Annotated in this window: 17 protein-coding genes; 9 read left to right on the top strand and 8 right to left on the bottom strand. The window is 62.8% G+C overall.

Annotated features, from left to right (window positions below; genetic code table 11):
• The first annotated feature begins 15 nt into the window (after positions 1–15).
• The 5 genes from PHO31112_RS14645 to PHO31112_RS14625 all read left to right on the top strand — a co-directional run bounded on the left by PHO31112_RS14645 (position 16) and on the right by PHO31112_RS14625 (position 5,301).
• A complete protein-coding gene (locus PHO31112_RS14645; protein WP_150621181.1) occupies positions 16–1,596 on the top strand; it encodes an MBOAT family O-acyltransferase in 1,581 nt (526 codons plus the stop codon).
• Between the two features lie 25 nt (positions 1,597–1,621).
• Complete coding sequence (locus tag PHO31112_RS14640; RefSeq protein ID WP_425495199.1) at positions 1,622–1,867, top strand: acyl carrier protein; 246 nt, start codon at positions 1,622–1,624, stop codon at positions 1,865–1,867.
• 68 nt (positions 1,868–1,935) lie between these two features.
• Entirely contained in the window at positions 1,936–3,411 is a 1,476-nt protein-coding gene (locus PHO31112_RS14635) for an AMP-binding protein (RefSeq protein ID WP_150621180.1), read from the top strand.
• Positions 3,408–4,121 (top strand): alginate O-acetyltransferase AlgF, encoded by a 714-nt coding sequence (locus tag PHO31112_RS14630; protein WP_150621179.1) that lies wholly within the window; start codon positions 3,408–3,410, stop codon positions 4,119–4,121. Before PHO31112_RS14635 ends, PHO31112_RS14630 begins: the two co-directional genes overlap by 4 nt.
• A gap of 52 nt (positions 4,122–4,173) precedes the next feature.
• A complete protein-coding gene (locus tag PHO31112_RS14625) occupies positions 4,174–5,301 on the top strand; it encodes an acyl-CoA dehydrogenase family protein (protein WP_150621178.1) in 1,128 nt (375 codons plus the stop codon).
• A gap of 36 nt (positions 5,302–5,337) precedes the next feature.
• Here PHO31112_RS14625 and PHO31112_RS14620 read toward each other — a convergent pair whose 3' ends face one another.
• On the bottom strand, positions 5,338–6,312 hold the full coding sequence (locus PHO31112_RS14620; protein WP_246178209.1) for a DUF4434 domain-containing protein: 975 nt from the start codon (positions 6,310–6,312) through the stop codon (positions 5,338–5,340).
• Between the two features lie 245 nt (positions 6,313–6,557).
• Here PHO31112_RS14620 and PHO31112_RS14615 point away from each other — a divergent pair, with 245 nt between their 5' ends.
• Entirely contained in the window at positions 6,558–6,776 is a 219-nt protein-coding gene (locus tag PHO31112_RS14615) for a hypothetical protein (RefSeq protein WP_150621177.1), read from the top strand.
• 121 nt (positions 6,777–6,897) lie between these two features.
• Complete coding sequence (locus tag PHO31112_RS14610) at positions 6,898–7,401, top strand: M48 metallopeptidase family protein (protein ID WP_150621292.1); 504 nt, start codon at positions 6,898–6,900, stop codon at positions 7,399–7,401.
• A gap of 128 nt (positions 7,402–7,529) precedes the next feature.
• On the opposite strand, the gene PHO31112_RS14605 is transcribed toward PHO31112_RS14610, so the two are convergent.
• On the bottom strand, positions 7,530–8,054 hold the full coding sequence (locus PHO31112_RS14605) for an outer membrane lipoprotein (protein ID WP_150621176.1): 525 nt from the start codon (positions 8,052–8,054) through the stop codon (positions 7,530–7,532).
• 456 nt (positions 8,055–8,510) lie between these two features.
• Between PHO31112_RS14605 and PHO31112_RS14600 the strand changes: the two genes are divergently transcribed.
• Complete coding sequence (locus tag PHO31112_RS14600; RefSeq protein WP_174995723.1) at positions 8,511–9,998, top strand: MFS transporter; 1,488 nt, start codon at positions 8,511–8,513, stop codon at positions 9,996–9,998.
• 100 nt (positions 9,999–10,098) lie between these two features.
• On the opposite strand, the gene PHO31112_RS14595 is transcribed toward PHO31112_RS14600, so the two are convergent.
• Both PHO31112_RS14595 and PHO31112_RS14590 read right to left on the bottom strand, forming a co-directional pair.
• Complete coding sequence (locus PHO31112_RS14595; protein ID WP_150621175.1) at positions 10,099–10,878, bottom strand: hypothetical protein; 780 nt, start codon at positions 10,876–10,878, stop codon at positions 10,099–10,101.
• Between the two features lie 203 nt (positions 10,879–11,081).
• Positions 11,082–11,558: a CBS domain-containing protein gene (locus PHO31112_RS14590; protein WP_010808710.1), complete on the bottom strand. Its 477-nt coding sequence runs from the start codon at positions 11,556–11,558 to the stop codon at positions 11,082–11,084.
• A 585-nt stretch (positions 11,559–12,143) separates the two neighbouring features.
• On the opposite strand from PHO31112_RS14590, the gene infA reads away from it, so the two are divergent.
• Entirely contained in the window at positions 12,144–12,365 is a 222-nt protein-coding gene (gene infA, locus PHO31112_RS14585; protein WP_010808709.1) for a translation initiation factor IF-1, read from the top strand.
• Here infA and PHO31112_RS14580 read toward each other — a convergent pair.
• The 4 genes from PHO31112_RS14580 to PHO31112_RS14565 all read right to left on the bottom strand — a co-directional run bounded on the left by PHO31112_RS14580 (position 12,362) and on the right by PHO31112_RS14565 (position 14,925).
• Positions 12,362–12,820, bottom strand: coding sequence for a GNAT family N-acetyltransferase (locus PHO31112_RS14580; RefSeq protein ID WP_150621174.1), 459 nt, complete (start codon positions 12,818–12,820; stop codon positions 12,362–12,364). The two genes, infA and PHO31112_RS14580, sit on opposite strands and share 4 nt — an antisense overlap.
• Position 12,821: 1 nt before the next feature.
• Entirely contained in the window at positions 12,822–13,118 is a 297-nt protein-coding gene (locus PHO31112_RS14575) for an acylphosphatase (protein WP_150585301.1), read from the bottom strand.
• Between the two features lie 121 nt (positions 13,119–13,239).
• Positions 13,240–14,352, bottom strand: coding sequence for a metallophosphoesterase (locus PHO31112_RS14570; RefSeq protein WP_150621290.1), 1,113 nt, complete (start codon positions 14,350–14,352; stop codon positions 13,240–13,242).
• Between the two features lie 186 nt (positions 14,353–14,538).
• The gene (locus PHO31112_RS14565; RefSeq protein ID WP_150621173.1) at positions 14,539–14,925 is read right to left on the bottom strand and encodes a nucleotide pyrophosphohydrolase; all 387 of its coding nucleotides are present in this window, start codon (positions 14,923–14,925) and stop codon (positions 14,539–14,541) included.
• Positions 14,926–14,955: the final 30 nt, after the last annotated feature.

Here is a 14,955-nt window from a genome sequence, read left to right as displayed (position 1 = left end):
CCGGGATCTCGCACCATGCTGTTCAATTCCTATCTCTTCTTGCTACTGTTCCTGCCGGTCGCGCTGGCAGGACACTATCTGTCCGGCGCGATCAGCCTGCGCCTCGCAGCGGTGTGGTTGTGCCTCACGTCGTTTGTTTTCTACGGATGGTGGAACCCGCAATTCGTTGCGCTGCTCGCCGCGTCGATCGCGTTCAATTACGTTATCAGTCAGATGATCCTGCGCTGCGCGGACAAACCGCGTCTGCAAGGGGTAATCACCGGTATCGGCGTGGCGGCGGATCTGGCCGCACTGTTGCACTACAAGTACTTCGCCACGCTCTTCAACTTCCTGAGCGACCTTGGCATTACGCACGGGATGATGGACACGCTCATCCTGCCGCTGGGAATCTCCTTTTTCACTTTCACGCAGATCGGCTATCTGCTCGATTGCCGCTCAGGCATCGTGAAAGAGAAGAGCCTGTTGAGCTACGTGCTGTTCGTAACGTTCTTCCCGCACCTGATCGCCGGCCCGATCCTGCATCACAAGGAAATGATGCCGCAGTTCGCGCAGCGCGATAACTATCGCTTCCGTGCGGAGAATCTGTCGATCGGCGGCATGCTGTTCGTGATCGGCCTTGCCAAGAAGGTGTTGCTCGCCGATGCGATTGCGCCGTATGCCGACGCCGGTTTCGCCTCACCCGGCGATCTTCAGTTCTGGACGGCGTGGGGCACGAGTCTCGCCTACGCATTGCAGTTGTACTTCGACTTCTCGGGCTATTCCGACATGGCGCTGGGGCTGGCGAAGATGTTCGGAATTCGCTTTCCGCTGAACTTTAACTCGCCCTACAAGGCGAGCAGCATCATCGACTTCTGGGCGCGTTGGCACATCACGCTGACGCGTTACCTCACGGCGTATCTGTACTATCCGGTTGCGATGGCGGTGTCGCGCGTGCGCGAAAAGCGCGGACTGTCCGTGGGGTCCGTGGCGGCCCGATCCCCTGGCGGTTTTGCTGCCACCATCGTTCTGCCCACTGTCTTTACGATGGGGCTGGCCGGCATCTGGCACGGCTCTGGATTCCAGTACGTGGTGTTCGGTCTGCTGCATGCCGTGTATCTGTCGGTCAACCACGCGTGGCGCATATTCTTCGTGGGACGCAAGCCTGCGGCGGCGCGCAAGAGCACACTGGCCGGCAAGGTGGCGAGCATTGCCGTCACGTTCGTGGCCGTGCTCGTGGCGCAGACCTTCTTCCGGGCGCACGGGGTCGGCGATGCGATGCGTCTGCTTGAAGGCATGGCCGGACTGCGCGGCTTCGAGTCGCTGGAATCCATTGCGTATGCTATGCACATGGCACCGGGCGACGCGTGGCGTCTGATCGTCGGCCATCACCTGCAACTGGTGTACGTGATCGTGCTGCTCGGTATCGCGTGGTTCACGCCAAACGCTCACCAGATTCTCGGCAAGTATTCGCCCGCACTGTTCAAGGTGCAGGAAGCGGCGCAGGTGTTCATGCGCTGGCGCCCGAATGCGCCGTGGCTGGCTGTCTCGCTGATGCTTTTCTTCCTGTGCCTGGCGAACCTGCACAAGGAAACGCGTTTCCTGTATTTCCAATTCTGATTGACTCGTATAACCGGAGTGATCCATGTCCACCCTGTCCATTAACGAAATCGAAGCCAAGGTCGCGCAACTGATCGAAAGCATCATCATGACTTCGGTCGAACCCGACACGCTGCTCATCGACTCCGGGTTGGTCGATTCGCTGTCCGCCGTCGATGTGGCTCTCGCCGTGGAGCGCGAGTTTGGTGTGAAGATCCCGCCGTCGGAAATCGATGTGCACCTGGAGTCGGTGCACACGCTAGCGCAGTTCATCGCGTCCGAAAAGGCATAAGGACGTCAGGGGCATAAGGCGAATCGCCTTATACCAAGAGTTAATCGCTTCAGCAGGGGAGAGCCCGCATGCGCTTCGATTTCGACCGTTTCGAATTTGCCGACGTGGACGTTGCGCTCGAGCGCGTGGCCGTCGTGGACACTCAGGGCGCGATGTGCTGGGGCGAACTCGCCGAGTCTGTGTCGGCCTGGATGGCAGCGGCCACGGCCGCCGGCGCGCAAGCCGACGTGCCGCTGGTGATCACCGGGCACAAGGAGTCGGCGTTTCTCGTCGCTATTCTCGGTTGTCTGCGGCTCGGCGTGCCGTTCGTTCCTGTGGACGTGATCAATCCGCCCGATCGCATCGCCCGCATCGGCGAGCTCGTGCATGCCGGATTGCGCTACGATGCGCAGGCGCGCGAATTCGTCGCCACCGGCAGCGCACCGGCCGTGCTGGCGCAGAAGGGGCTCGCGTACATCATGTTCACGTCGGGGAGTACGGGCGACCCGAAGGGCGTGCAGATCGGCCGCGAGAGTCTGGGTTTGTTCGCCGGATGGATTCGCGGTTGCCTGGCGCTCGGCGACGCGCCGGTCTTTATGGACCAGATGCTCTTCAGCTTCGACTTCTCGCTGTTCAACTGGGCCGGGGCGCTCGCGACGGGCGGCGCATGTGCGCTGTGCTCGCGCGAGGTCATCGAGAATCGCGCGTATTTTGCTGCTTACCTTGCCAGCGCGAAGGTCAATGTCTGGGCGTCGACGCCGTCGTTTGTGCGTCAACAACTGCTTGATCCGGCGTTCGATGCGTCGCATTTGCCGGACCTGCGCGTGTTCGTTTTCGGCGCGGAATCGCTGACCCCGACGGTGGCCGAAGCCTTGTGGAGCCGCTTTCCGAAGGCGCGCATCATCAATTCGTACGGCCCGACCGAGGCGACCTGTTCGACGACGTGGGTCGAAATCGACGCCGCATTACGTGCCGCCGCGCCGCTGCCGTTCCCGATCGGACGGGCCAAGCCTTACGCCGATGTGTTTCTCGACGACGGTGAAATCTGTGTGGCGGGCGATCACGTCATGCGTGGCTATCTGAACCGGTCCGATCTGAACGAGACCCGGATGTTCGTGCGCAACGGCAAGCGTGGCTATCGCACCGGCGATCTGGGCGAGATCGACGGCATGGGGCTGGTGACGTTCCGCGGCCGGCGCGACGATCAGATCAAGCTGCATGGGTATCGCATCGAACTGGCCGAAGTGGATGCCGCGCTGGCCACGTTGCCTGGCGTGCGCGCTGGGGCAGCCGTGGCGCTCAAGCGTCCAGACGGGACCATCGTGCGCATGATCGGCTTCGTCGATCCGGATGCCGAGGGGCCGCAGGAATTGATGCCGCCGCCGCCCGCGCTCGACGACTGGAAAGCCATTCTCGGCAAGCGCGTGCCGCCGTACATGGTGCCGTCGGAATTGGTTGTCTGCCATGGCTTTCCGCTGACGCAAACGCAGAAGGCCGACCGAAAACAACTGGAGCGCATGTATCTCGAAACCCGCATGCGTTCTGCCAAGGAGTTGAAAGCATGAAGGCCGTTTTTTCGCTGAACCGATTGAGCGCCGGACTCGCATTGAGTACGGCAGCGGCGTGTGCACTGATGACAAGCGTTCCTGTACATGCCGAAGGGGCGCTGGCGCAGTTGTACGCGGCGCGTCCGCCTGCCGGCTCGTCGTTCGTGCGGCTGGTGAATCCGGAAGGAGCAGCGCTCAAGGTGAAAATCGCCGACGGCCCGGTGCAGACGCTCTCGGGTACGAAAATCGCCAGCACCTACGCCATCGTCAAGGGCGACACGCCGTTCGTGGTGGAAATCGACGGAAAGCGTGCGGCGCCGATGCAGGTGGCGCGGGATAGCTTCAATACGCTCGTGCCGCGCCGCGAGGCAGGTAAAGTTGTCTTTACCGTCATCGATGATGGTGGGGGTTCGCAAGACGCGCTCAAGGCCGAACTGCGCTTCTATAATCTGAGCAGCGGATGCGCGAGCGCACGGCTTGATGTGGCTCCGTCGGGGCCGACGCTGTTCCCGAACGTGGCCGCACACGCGTCCGCCGCCCGCGCGATCAATCCTGTGTCCGCCAAGCTGACAGCGGCGTGCGCACAGCCGCAATCGCAGGCCGCGTCACAGGTACTGACCTTGCCTGCGCTGCAACCCGGCGATCATTACAGTCTGTTCCTGATCGGCGCGGCGGCCAAGCCGGTGCTGCGAGGACAAGCCAGCGCCACGGATACGTATAAGCAGTAAGCCGGCTGGCTGGTTTTGCCGCGAACAGGATAAAGCAGGAGGTCTTTCACGCATGCGCACCGTTTTCCGCGACGATCACGAACAATTCCGCGATCAGGTGCAGCGATTCATCGCCAACGAGATCCTGCCCCATTATGCGCAGTGGGAGCGTGACGGTGTCACGCCGCGCACCCTCTGGCAGAAGGCGGGTGAGAGCGGTCTGCTCAATTGCGCCATTCCTGCGCCGCACGGGCTCGACGGCGATTTCGGTCATGCCGCCGTTGTCATCGAAGCGCTGGCGCGCGCGAATTGTCTGGGCATCGGATTCTCGATTCACTCGGACATGGTCGCGCCGTATCTGGTCAACTTCGGCTCCGCCACGCAGCAGGCGAAGTGGCTGCCACGCATGACATCCGGCGAACTCATCGGTGCCATTGCCATGACCGAACCCGGCGCGGGCAGCGATTTGAAGGCGGTACGTTCGCGCGCGCGACGCGAGGGCGACGCCTGGGTGCTGAGCGGCCAGAAGACATTCATCACCAATGGCGTGAACGCCGGACTCGTGGTGGTACTCGCCAGCACGAATCCCGATCTCGGTGCGCGCGGATTGTCGCTGTTCGCGGTTGAGGAGGGAATGCCCGGTTTCACGAAGGGGCCGGCGCTCGCGAAAATCGGCCAACATTGCCAGGACACATGCGAGCTGTTTTTCGATGATGTGCGCCTGCCGTCCGACGCATTGCTGGGCGAGGAAAACGCGGCGTTCGAATACGTGACGCGAGAGCTTGCGCAGGAGCGTCTGGCGATTGCGCTGCGGGCTGCGGCGTCGCTCGAAGGTATGATCGACGAAGCGAAGGCGTATCTGTCGCAGCGCAAGGTGTTCGGCCGCCGGGTGCTCGACTTCCAGAACACCCGCTTCAAGCTCGCCGACGCGCTGGCAAAATCTACGATGCTGCGCGTATTCCTCGACGACTGTCTGGCCCGTCATATGAAGGGTGAGCTTGATGCCGTCACGGCCGCCATGGCCAAACTCAACGCCACCGAATTACAAGGGCAGGTTCTCGACGACCTGCTGCAACTCTACGGCGGATATGGCTACATGAGCGAGTACGGCATCGGCCGCGCCTGGGCCGATGCGCGTGCCCTGCGTATCTTCGGTGGCACCAGCGAAATTCTGCGCGAAATTGTCGGCAAACAGCTTTGACGGCGACAGCCTGGTAACCCGGTCGTATTGCCCGCGCTATTTCGGCGCGGACGCCATCGCGGACTGCCAACGCTTGAGCAATGACTTCGCGTCGTCGGAATCGCCCAGCACCCATGGGTCGAGCGAGAAGGCAACGATGCGCTGCGCGCCGTAGGCACGGGCGATATCCCACTGCGCTTCGATGCGGCGGAAGCTCGCGGAGCGCGCGTTGAACTCGGTGCCGTCGTTTTTCTTCGTCGGCAACTGTTCGAACAGTTCCAGAATCAGATCGAACTTCGCGTTACGCGCGACGAGCATGTCGTGCAGCGGACGCAGTGCATCGTAGTTGCCGATACCGGCCACGCCGACGCCGTCCTGAATCATGGGGTGGAGCTTTACCCGATCGAGCAGCACCGACCAGAGTCCCGCGAGGGTGCCCGTCGTGGGCAACTGACTGAAGTAGGTCGAGACGGTCGGTGGCTGTCCGCTTGTGGCGATAGCGATATCGGAGAAACTGTCGAGCCAGTTCGCGAGCTTGTCGATGCGAACCGGATCCGCCCAGTTGTATTGTTCGAGTTCATACGGGACGTACCAGCCGCGAAAGGCGTCGTGCAGTGTCCACAACGCGCTTTGCATGTAGCTCGCGCTGCGCTCGCCGGTGCGTTGCAGGAAGGCGTCCAGCGCGGCGTCGTTCTTGTTGCCGATAACCTTCCACCAGCGTTCGTCGTAGGGCACGCCCAGGTGAACGCCCATGCCGAGCGCAGCGCTCTCGTCGAGCAGCGTCTGAATGAGCGAGTCGGGGGCCATCCATGTGTTCGCCGGTTCGCCGTCGATGCCGGCCCATTGCACGAAAATTTCCTTACAGCCCAGGGCGTGCGTGGCGGTGAGGCGTTCACGCCATTGGCTGCGAGTCCAGTCGAGATGGCTGCGCCAGAGCTGTACGAAGGTGCCGCCGACTTCGGGGGGCGGTGCGCAGGCGGCGAGCGGCAGACAGGCGGCGAGTGCGGCGGCCTGTATCAGACGGCGGCGCATCGGGGAACGGGGGCCGGCAAAAGACGGGCGCATCGTGGATGGGCTCAGCGGTAGAGTTCGGATGAAAGGTTGGGGGGCCAGGGCGTATGCTGCGCGATGCGATTTCATGCGATTCGATACGCCCGACAGCGTGATGACGGCAGGCATCTTACCGCAACCCGGTGTCCTCAGCCCGATAAGGGATTGTCGTTACAATAACGCCTTTACGCGCGATATTGCGAGACGCGCGCCGCTACGAAATTCTCATGAGCAAATCCGCCCTCACTCTCAAGTTCAAGTGCACCAAGTGCGCCAAGCTGGTCACGTTGTATTTGCAGAAGACGACCGCCTGCTCGCACATCACCCCCTACCAGGGCTGGTGCAAGTGCGGCCAACTGATGCGTCACGCCACCGGCGACAAAGACGCCGTGGCATCGTTTGTCGATTCGATGGACCCGCTGTGGTCGCATCACCACCATCATTGAGTCGCAGCGTCATCGTGTACACATGGTGCCTGCGTCGCGTCCCCGGTGCGTCCCACCTTGGTGAGCGGGGCGTGGCATGACGACCGTACTCACGCCTTGGCGTCCCGCGCCCAGGGATCCGATGCGCTTCGTCTCGGCGTACCCGGCCGGCGTGCTCGCGCAGGTGCGCGAACTGATCGACACTGGACGCCTCGGCGCGCATCTGGACCGCCGCTATCCGTCGCGTCATACCGTGCAGACGGATCGCGCACTGTACGAGTTCACATCGGAGATCAAGCAGGAATTCCTGCGTAGCGCGCCACCCGTGCACAAGGTCGCCTACGACGCCAGGATCGACGTCGTGCATCACGCCCTTGGTTTGCATACTGCCATCTCGCGGGTGCAGGGCGGCAAGCTCAAGGCGAAGAAAGAAATCCGCGTGGCGTCGCTCTTTCGGGAGGCCCCCCCCGAATTTCTGCGCATGATCGTCGTGCACGAACTCGCGCATCTGAAGGAGAGCGACCACAACAAGGCGTTCTACAGGCTATGTGAATTCATGGAGCCCGGATACCATCAACTGGAATTCGACACGCGGTTGTTTCTCGTCCGGCGTGAGATCGACGCCGCATCGCCTGGCACCGAATAAGCGAGCCGTCGCATGCGCGCCAAAACGACAACGCCCGCCGGCATGACACCGGCGGGCGTTTTACTTGCAGCGCGCGTAGATGCGGCTAATGCACGTTGGGGTGCACGCACTGCCGCGGTTACTGCGGGTTACTGTGGGTACACCGTATCGTTCGCGACCGCAGCACGCTGGCCCTGTTGAACGCGCAGCGGCGGCGCTTGCGTCACGGTTGCCACGCGGCCGTCATCCAGACGCACCGTGATGCGGTAAAGCACGTTCGGTTGGCCCATGCCGTTCTCGATACGGTTGCCCGCGATGGCGCCGATCACGGCACCGCCGATGGTGGTGGCGGTGCGTCCGCGTCCGCCGCCCATCGTGTTGCCGAGAAGACCGCCGGCGGCGCCGCCGAGCACTGTCCCGAGGATGTTCGGGCTGTTGTTGGCGCCGTTCACCTGTTCAATCGATTCGACACGGCCGTACAGTGCGCCCGGAATCTGCTGTTGTTGCGGCGGTTGCTGGTAGCCCTGCTGATACCCCGGTTGTTGATAGCCTTGCTGGTAGCCCTGCTGGTAGCCCGGTTGCTGATACCCGTATTGCGGGCCTGGTGCAACGCAGCCGGCCAACATGGCAGCGACCAGTGCCGCGCTGATTCCCGTAAGTGCTTTGATGTTCATTTTGGTTCGTCCTCGTGAGCGTGAGGTAAATGCGTCGTCACCTTAGTCGGGTGACGTTGCGCACAATGTATCGCATCCACTGCGACCACGACGCGGAATGTAGGGTTCCGCAGACCTTTGTGCTGTAAGAAAAGGTAAGCGTTTGTAATGACGGAACTGACACGCTGACGCCGGTTGGCGGAGGACCCACCCGATTCGACGCGCCTTTCGATGATATTCCCATTGGGTGAGATATGGAGATATGTCCTGTGAGTGCTTAACGTATTGGGGGAATCTGCTGAATTTTATAGGATAATTCGAGCATTATTGCCGTTTTTTTGAGAAAACATGCCTTATGGCGCGGGAATCGTCTAAGCATATAACCACAAAACACTTGGATGCCTCGGTACCAAGCGGTAACATCGCGGGCTTTGGCGCTGGATCGGCCGACCATCGTTTTCTTCCTTGTTCCGCATCATGTCCGTTGACGTCTCCTTGTCCTCCGTCGCGCCCGCACACGCGAGTTCTGCGGCTTCGTCCGCTTCTCATGCCAAAGGTGCTGCCGGCCCTGCCGTGATCCGCTCAGCTGCCGATGTCGCGCAACTCGTCAACGAGGGCGGCGCCCGCGTGTCCAATGCCCGTTGGATCGTGGCCATCGCGCTCGGCGGTGTGTTCCTCGACGCGTACGACCTTGGGGCCCTCGCCTTCGGGCTGAAAGATGTGGCCCGCGAATTTCATCTCACGCCGGCAGGCACGGGCATGGTGGCGTCGGCCATCACGTTCGGCGCCATCGTGGGGGCCTTCCTCGGCGGCTACTTTACTGACCGCATCGGCCGCTATCGCGTATTTATGGCCGATATGCTGTGCTTCGTGATCGCTGCCATCGCCTGTGCGTTCGCCCCGAACGAGTATGTGCTCGCCGGCGCGCGCTTCGTGATGGGGCTGGGGGTTGGCATCGACTTGCCGGTGGCGATGGCATTCCTCGCCGAATTCTCGAAACTCAAGGGGCGAGGCAACAAGGCCGCGCGGGTCGCGATGTGGTGCCCAACCTGGTACGCGGCGATCTGCGCGTCGTATCTCCTCGTGCTGCTGTGCTACTCGGTGCTGCCGTCGTCGCACAGTGCGCTTTTGTGGCGAATCATCCTCGGTTTCGGCGCTATCCCCGCGCTGGCGATCATCGCCGTGCGTAGCCGCTACATGAGCGAATCGCCGGTGTGGGCCGCCAATCAGGGCGATCTCGAAAGCGCCGCGAAGATTCTGAAGCGTTCCTACGGTATCGATGCCGTCGTGGCAGCTGACGCCGAACGCGTGGCGCCGAAGCGTCCCGCCGCATGGAGCAACTACGGCGCGCTGCTCAAAGGTGTGTACCTGCGTCGCACGACGCTCGCGACCATCATCGCAGTGGCGTCGTCGTTTGCCTATAACGCGGTGGCGTTCGGGTTGCCGGTTATCATCGCGAGCTTTCTCGCGCAGTCGATGCTCACCACGATTCTGATGTCGCTCGCGCTGAACCTGCTGTTCGCGTTCACGGGCGGTTTGCTCGGCGTGCGCCTCGTACCGAAGGTCGGTGCGTGGAAGCTGACGGTACTCGGTTACGCATGCCAGTTGACCGCGCTCGTCGGCCTTGCGCTCGTCGGCAAGCCCGACGGTGCCGTGCAAGTCGCCTGGGCACTGGGTTTTCTCGCGCTGTTCCTGCTGGGCCAGGGCTTCGGCCCGGGGGCGCATTCGATGACCTTCGCGTCGCTGAGCTACCCGACGTCGCTGCGTGGCGTTGGCGTGGGCTTTAACCAGACGCTCATGCGCGCCAGCTCGACCGTCTCGCTGTTTCTGTTCCCGGTGCTGGCGGCCGCGCTCGCGACGAAGGTGTTTTGGGTGATCGCCGCCGCGCCGGCCATCGGCTTGCTGGCGCTGCTAGCGATCCGTTGGGAGCCGTCGAACTACGACGTCGACGCCGAAGACTTCTGAGCTTCTGAGCATTGCCTGCCTGCGAGCGGGGCAAGCGGCGGCGCTGCAACGGCGCCTGCCGGCATCGTGCGGCGGGCGCCGTGAAATGGATGTCCGTCAATCAGCGCGAGCCGATCTCGGGCGCGAACACGCGCTCGCGCTTCATGAATGGGTCGATGTCGTTTGCCAAATTGCGCTGGCGCGAGCATGTCTTCTTCCCATTCATCTCGATACACTCCCGGGTACCTAACGGATTGCCGCCCTCGCGCGTGGCCTTGGGGCCGCTCACCGCCGCCTGACCTGGCCCGAATTCGCGCTCGAAGGCGCGTTGCGCCACGCTGCCCTGCGCCGGGGGCGTGTCGTGTGGCGCGGCGCGTTGCGACTGCTCGGTGATCGCGCGTTCGGCACTTGCGACCGGCGACGAGGCTTTCGATGCCGCTTGTGTGCCAGCTTCCCGCGCAACGTCCGCGCGCCAGTCAAGGGCGGGGGCTGGGGCGCTCAATGCCGCGGGAGGTGATGCCCGCATCTCGGCGGGCTTTGCAGACGGCGAGGTCAGTCGTGGCTCCGGCGATGGCGCCGGAACACGCACTGTGGGCGTTGTCCTGTTCTCATGTGGCGATTCGGTGGGAATGGGGGGCTGAAGCGCCGAACGCCGTGGGGCCGGTGGTGTGATGATGGTGACCTGCATGGCCGTGCGCTCGGATGATTTGTCGCCGAAGTCGGTGAGCGGTACGGGTGTGGCGATCCACACCAGCCAATGCAGCGCCAGTACCGCAATCGCAACCCACCAGATGCTGCGCGGCAAACGCGCGCCAAGGGGGCGGGACGACAGGCGCCTGGTGATCGATAGCGCGTGACGTGCGAAGGCCGGATCGGGTGAGCTAAGGGATGTAGGCGACAAGGGGAGGCATGAATGCTGTCGAAAACCGGGAGGGGTGTTCGCATTTTGGCATACCCCTTGGCGTGGAGCAGGCCCGCCTCGGCACTTTGCGTCGCGTGCTCGAAAAAACGGCGCTTCGAATGAAGCGCCGTGCCCCTGATTACGCTGCCGGTTTTAATGCGATGCAATGCTGGGTGGCAAGAATGGCGGTAGTGAGTACTAGCTTAGCTGGGGCGCGGCGGTGTGCGGCCTACCAGTGCGGCGCCCCCGCCCATAATGTAAGTCTCGAGCTGATCGATGGTGAACTGCTGTTCCGTGATGATGGTCTTGACCAGATCGCCAATGGACAGCAAGCCGACCAGTTCGCCGTCTTTCATGACAGGCAGGTGACGAATGCGGTGTTCCGTCATCAGCGACATGCATTCCTCGTTGGTCTGATCGGGGCTCACGTAGCGTACGGCAGAGGTCATCACGTCGCGCACCGGCGTATTGACCGAGGTGCGCCCCATGAGCGCCACCTTACGGGCGTAATCGCGTTCGGTGAAGATGCCGACGATTTTGCCATCGTCGTCACTGACCAGTACCGCGCCGATCCGCGCTTCGGCCATCAGGGTCAAGGCATCGAGGACCGAATCGGTCGGGCGCACCTGGTACACCGTGTCGGCCGATTTGGACTTCAGGATCTGAGCGACTGTTTTCATGGTCTTCCTCCTGCGGGCTACGGATACCTACAGCATAGTTGAGCGCGCGTCGCGCGTCATGTTGGCATTGTCCCCGAGTGAATTCTGCAGCGGCAGACCGGCGCGGGCGCTGTCGGGCGGCTTCATTGATGCATTGCGCCACGAATACACGGCAAAAGCCTCCAAAAGGGCTTGTCGTCGTTATATTTTTCCCACGAGCGATGTAGAAAGGCGTATCCTAGCGGGATCGGCGAAAATTCGCCGATCATCGCCTGACGATCGCGAAATGCTTTATCGGCGCCGCTGACAGCCATGTCCTGCGAGCCGGATCACTCGCTGTGCCGATGACGCGGACCCCACGGTCTTCGCCCTCCCGACACGCACTGCTCGTCATTGTGGCACTGCCGCAATGTGCCTTGCTCCTTCGAACCATCGCCGCTTTTCGGTGCGCCGTCATGCCTTCATGGCCGGTCCACTGGGTAGGCTCCTTTTGGCGTTCGATGTGCACTCCGTCAAAGACAGGGTGCGGCGAAGGTATTGGCGAACGAACCTTCAGTAACACCGGTGCTGCGCCCTCGCGAGCGGCACCCTCAAGAGGACACGATATTGGCCAAGGAAGAACTGATCGAATTCAGCGGACACGTCTCGGATGTGCTGCCGGACAATCGCTTTCGCGTCACGCTCGAAAACGGCGTGGAAGTGATGGCATATGCGAGCGGCCGCATGCAGAAGAACCGCATCCGCATTCTGGCGGGTGACCGCGTGACGCTGGAAATGTCGCCCTATGACCTGAGCAAGGGCCGCATCAACTACCGTCACAAGAATTAAGTCAGCGAAGACGTCTGGCTTTTGCGCGCAAGTCGTTGCCCATCGCGGGCATAGCCATGCCGCGCATAGAAGCGATGTGCGGCGACCCGGTGGTCGCTGCTCGTCACTTCGAATTTCTCGCATCCCCGCTCGTTGAACCATGCGTGAGCGGCCGCCATCAGCGCGTGCCCGACGCCCGAGCCTCGCACATTCTCCTCCACCACCAGCGCCGTAATGCGCCCCAGCCGCCCCGCCAGATGAAACATGGTGAGTGCGTGCAAACCCATGCATCCCACGATCTGACCGTTCTCGTCGATAGCGACGAAGGCTGCGTCGTCGCCATTTGCCGCTGACAGGGCAATATTCCGCCGAACGATGTCCAGGGGCGTGTCGTAGCCCAGTTGCGCGAGCAGTGCGACGATGCGCGGCGCGTCGCTGTCGATGGCCTGACGAGTGCTGGGCGTGGGTGTTTTCATGTCAGAGCTGTTCGAAGCGGTCGAAACGGCGGCCGGTGTATTCCACTTCGCTCTCGAACTCCGTCACGCGCGCGCCGGGCGGTCCGTGCCGCATCCATTCGAGCATCTTGTCGACCTGGTCGGGCGTGCCTTGCACCGTGGCGAGAATATCGCCTTCGGGCAGGGCCTGCACCCAGCCGCGCACGCCGATCAGGTGACCCTCACGCACCGCTGCCTGACGATAGCCGACACCCTGAATCTTGCCGCGCAAACGGACGACAACGGTTTCGAGCGAGGTACTGGGCAGGAGTGACTTCATGGCGGCGAGCAGCGGGAGAACGGGTACGAGAAAGCGAAAGACGGGCTTTCGGGGCTGGGCGATTGTAGCGTCATCGCGCGACGGTCGCCCTCGCCCATATTCGTGAATGCGACGTTGCCACTCACGCCGTGCCGGGCACCAGACGCAGGCGCGTGATCTCCGAGGGCGCACCGAACCGCTTGGGTGGTCCCCAATAGCCCGTGCCCCGGCTGACATAGATCGCCAGACGGCCGAGCCGGTGCAGGCCGTGCACATACGGCTGTTGCAGCGGCACGAAGTACATCCACGGCCAGAATTGTCCGCCGTGTGTGTGTCCGGAGAGTTGCAGATCGAAGCCGGCTTCCTGTGCCGCCGACGCACTGCGTGGCTGATGCGCGAGCAACAGGCGGGGCACCCCCTCGGGGGCGCCGGCCACGGCAGCGAGCGGGTCGCTGCGTTTTTCTGGGTCGAAATGATGGGCGGTGAAGTCCGTCACGCCCGCCACCGTGAGCGACGCGCCTTCATGGTCGAGCACCACGTGTTCGTTTTCGAGCACGGTCAGGCCGATGCGCCGCAACTCTTCGACCCAGGCGGGCGCGCCCGAGTAGTACTCATGGTTGCCCGTGCACACATAGGTGCCGTGGCGCGAGGTGAGTTGGGCGAGTGGCGCAATGTGTTCGCGCAAGGCGGGAACACCGCCGTCGACCAGATCGCCGGTGATGGCGACGAGATCCGGCTTGAGTTCGTTGGTGGCTTCGACGATGGCCGTGATGTAACGGCGTCGAATCGTCGAGCTGACGTGAATGTCGCTCAACTGCACGATGGTGAAACCCTTGAGTTCGGGCGGCAGGTTTGCGATGGGAACGTCGACGTCGACCACGCGCGCAAGGCGTCGCGCGTTGTAGAAGCCCAGCAGGGTGGACAACGCAGTGAGCCCCAGCACGATGACTGCGGAACGGGTGACGAGCTGTGCGTCGAGTGCCGAGAGGGCCATCGCCACGCCCAGCACGACATCGCGCAGCAGCGTGAGGACGAATAGCGTAGAGAAGACGCCGATGGCCGTCATGCCGGCCCATGTCAGCAATGTCGCGAGCGGCTCTCGCTGGATGGCACGGCTCATCAGGCCCAGCGGGATCAGGACGGTCGAGGCGACGAGCCACATGCCGCCCAGCATCTTCCAGCCGAGCGCCATCGATAGCGGCGGGAGCAGGCGCCAGCCGATGTACGCATGCAATAGCGCGATGATGGCGAGCATCAACCAGCGAGGACGTGCGGGTAATGTGCGCCGCGACGACTTGCCGTGCGCGTGAGCGCCACCGGACGGCGGCTGCGATACCTGCGAGGCGTGTAAAGGTTGCGACATAGCGTTGTCTGATAGGAGTTCGGGGCGGATGTGGCCGTTATGCGGGCGCGGGGCGCAATTGCAAGGGCAGGCGAGGCATTACCTTTGCGGCGCCGGGTACTTCTGCGCGTTCATCACGAGTTTCTCGGACACGGCGCGGTTCAGATCGACGCCCAGAACCGACGACAGCCGCACGAGATACATGGCGATATCCGCCAGTTCCTGCTCGACGTGCCGTGCCTCGCTCGTCTGCATGACGGCCTTGGCCTCGGCATCCGTCTGCCACTGGAATATCTCGACCAGCTCCGCCACTTCGACGGATAACGCCATCGCAAGGTTCTTCGGCGTGTGGTATCGATGCCAGTCGCGCGCGTCGGCGAACGCGTGCAGGGCGGCTTCCAGCCCGGTCGTATTGACGAGGCGGGCGGGCACGGCATGGCCATCGGCGTCGCCGGAAACGGCAGAATCCTTGGGGGCAGCGGACATGGGTGACGGTATTCGGAGGTGAGGGCCGCA

Source organism: Pandoraea horticolens, from assembly GCF_902459555.1.
Taxonomy (GTDB): domain Bacteria; phylum Pseudomonadota; class Gammaproteobacteria; order Burkholderiales; family Burkholderiaceae; genus Pandoraea; species Pandoraea horticolens.
The sequence above is the reverse complement of the archived record's forward strand: the minus strand, read 5'-3'. Positions and strand labels throughout refer to the sequence as shown.

What these genes read in the sequence shown, in the direction of transcription:
- PHO31112_RS14605 (WP_150621176.1), bottom strand. Translation starts at nt 8,054, where the DNA reads ATGAACATCAAAGCACTTACGGGAATCAGCGCGGCACTGGTCGCTGCC.
- PHO31112_RS14630 (WP_150621179.1), top strand. Translation starts at nt 3,408, where the DNA reads ATGAAGGCCGTTTTTTCGCTGAACCGATTGAGCGCCGGACTCGCATTG.
- PHO31112_RS14625 (WP_150621178.1), top strand. Translation starts at nt 4,174, where the DNA reads ATGCGCACCGTTTTCCGCGACGATCACGAACAATTCCGCGATCAGGTG.
- PHO31112_RS14620 (WP_246178209.1), bottom strand. Translation starts at nt 6,312, where the DNA reads ATGCGCCGCCGTCTGATACAGGCCGCCGCACTCGCCGCCTGTCTGCCG.
- PHO31112_RS14610 (WP_150621292.1), top strand. Translation starts at nt 6,898, where the DNA reads ATGCGCTTCGTCTCGGCGTACCCGGCCGGCGTGCTCGCGCAGGTGCGC.
- PHO31112_RS14635 (WP_150621180.1), top strand. Translation starts at nt 1,936, where the DNA reads ATGCGCTTCGATTTCGACCGTTTCGAATTTGCCGACGTGGACGTTGCG.
- PHO31112_RS14580 (WP_150621174.1), bottom strand. Translation starts at nt 12,820, where the DNA reads ATGAAAACACCCACGCCCAGCACTCGTCAGGCCATCGACAGCGACGCG.
- PHO31112_RS14615 (WP_150621177.1), top strand. Translation starts at nt 6,558, where the DNA reads ATGAGCAAATCCGCCCTCACTCTCAAGTTCAAGTGCACCAAGTGCGCC.
- PHO31112_RS14640 (WP_425495199.1), top strand. Translation starts at nt 1,622, where the DNA reads ATGTCCACCCTGTCCATTAACGAAATCGAAGCCAAGGTCGCGCAACTG.
- PHO31112_RS14570 (WP_150621290.1), bottom strand. Translation starts at nt 14,352, where the DNA reads ATGCTCGCCATCATCGCGCTATTGCATGCGTACATCGGCTGGCGCCTG.
- PHO31112_RS14600 (WP_174995723.1), top strand. Translation starts at nt 8,511, where the DNA reads ATGTCCGTTGACGTCTCCTTGTCCTCCGTCGCGCCCGCACACGCGAGT.
- PHO31112_RS14565 (WP_150621173.1), bottom strand. Translation starts at nt 14,925, where the DNA reads ATGTCCGCTGCCCCCAAGGATTCTGCCGTTTCCGGCGACGCCGATGGC.
- PHO31112_RS14645 (WP_150621181.1), top strand. Translation starts at nt 16, where the DNA reads ATGCTGTTCAATTCCTATCTCTTCTTGCTACTGTTCCTGCCGGTCGCG.
- PHO31112_RS14575 (WP_150585301.1), bottom strand. Translation starts at nt 13,118, where the DNA reads ATGAAGTCACTCCTGCCCAGTACCTCGCTCGAAACCGTTGTCGTCCGT.
- PHO31112_RS14590 (WP_010808710.1), bottom strand. Translation starts at nt 11,558, where the DNA reads ATGAAAACAGTCGCTCAGATCCTGAAGTCCAAATCGGCCGACACGGTG.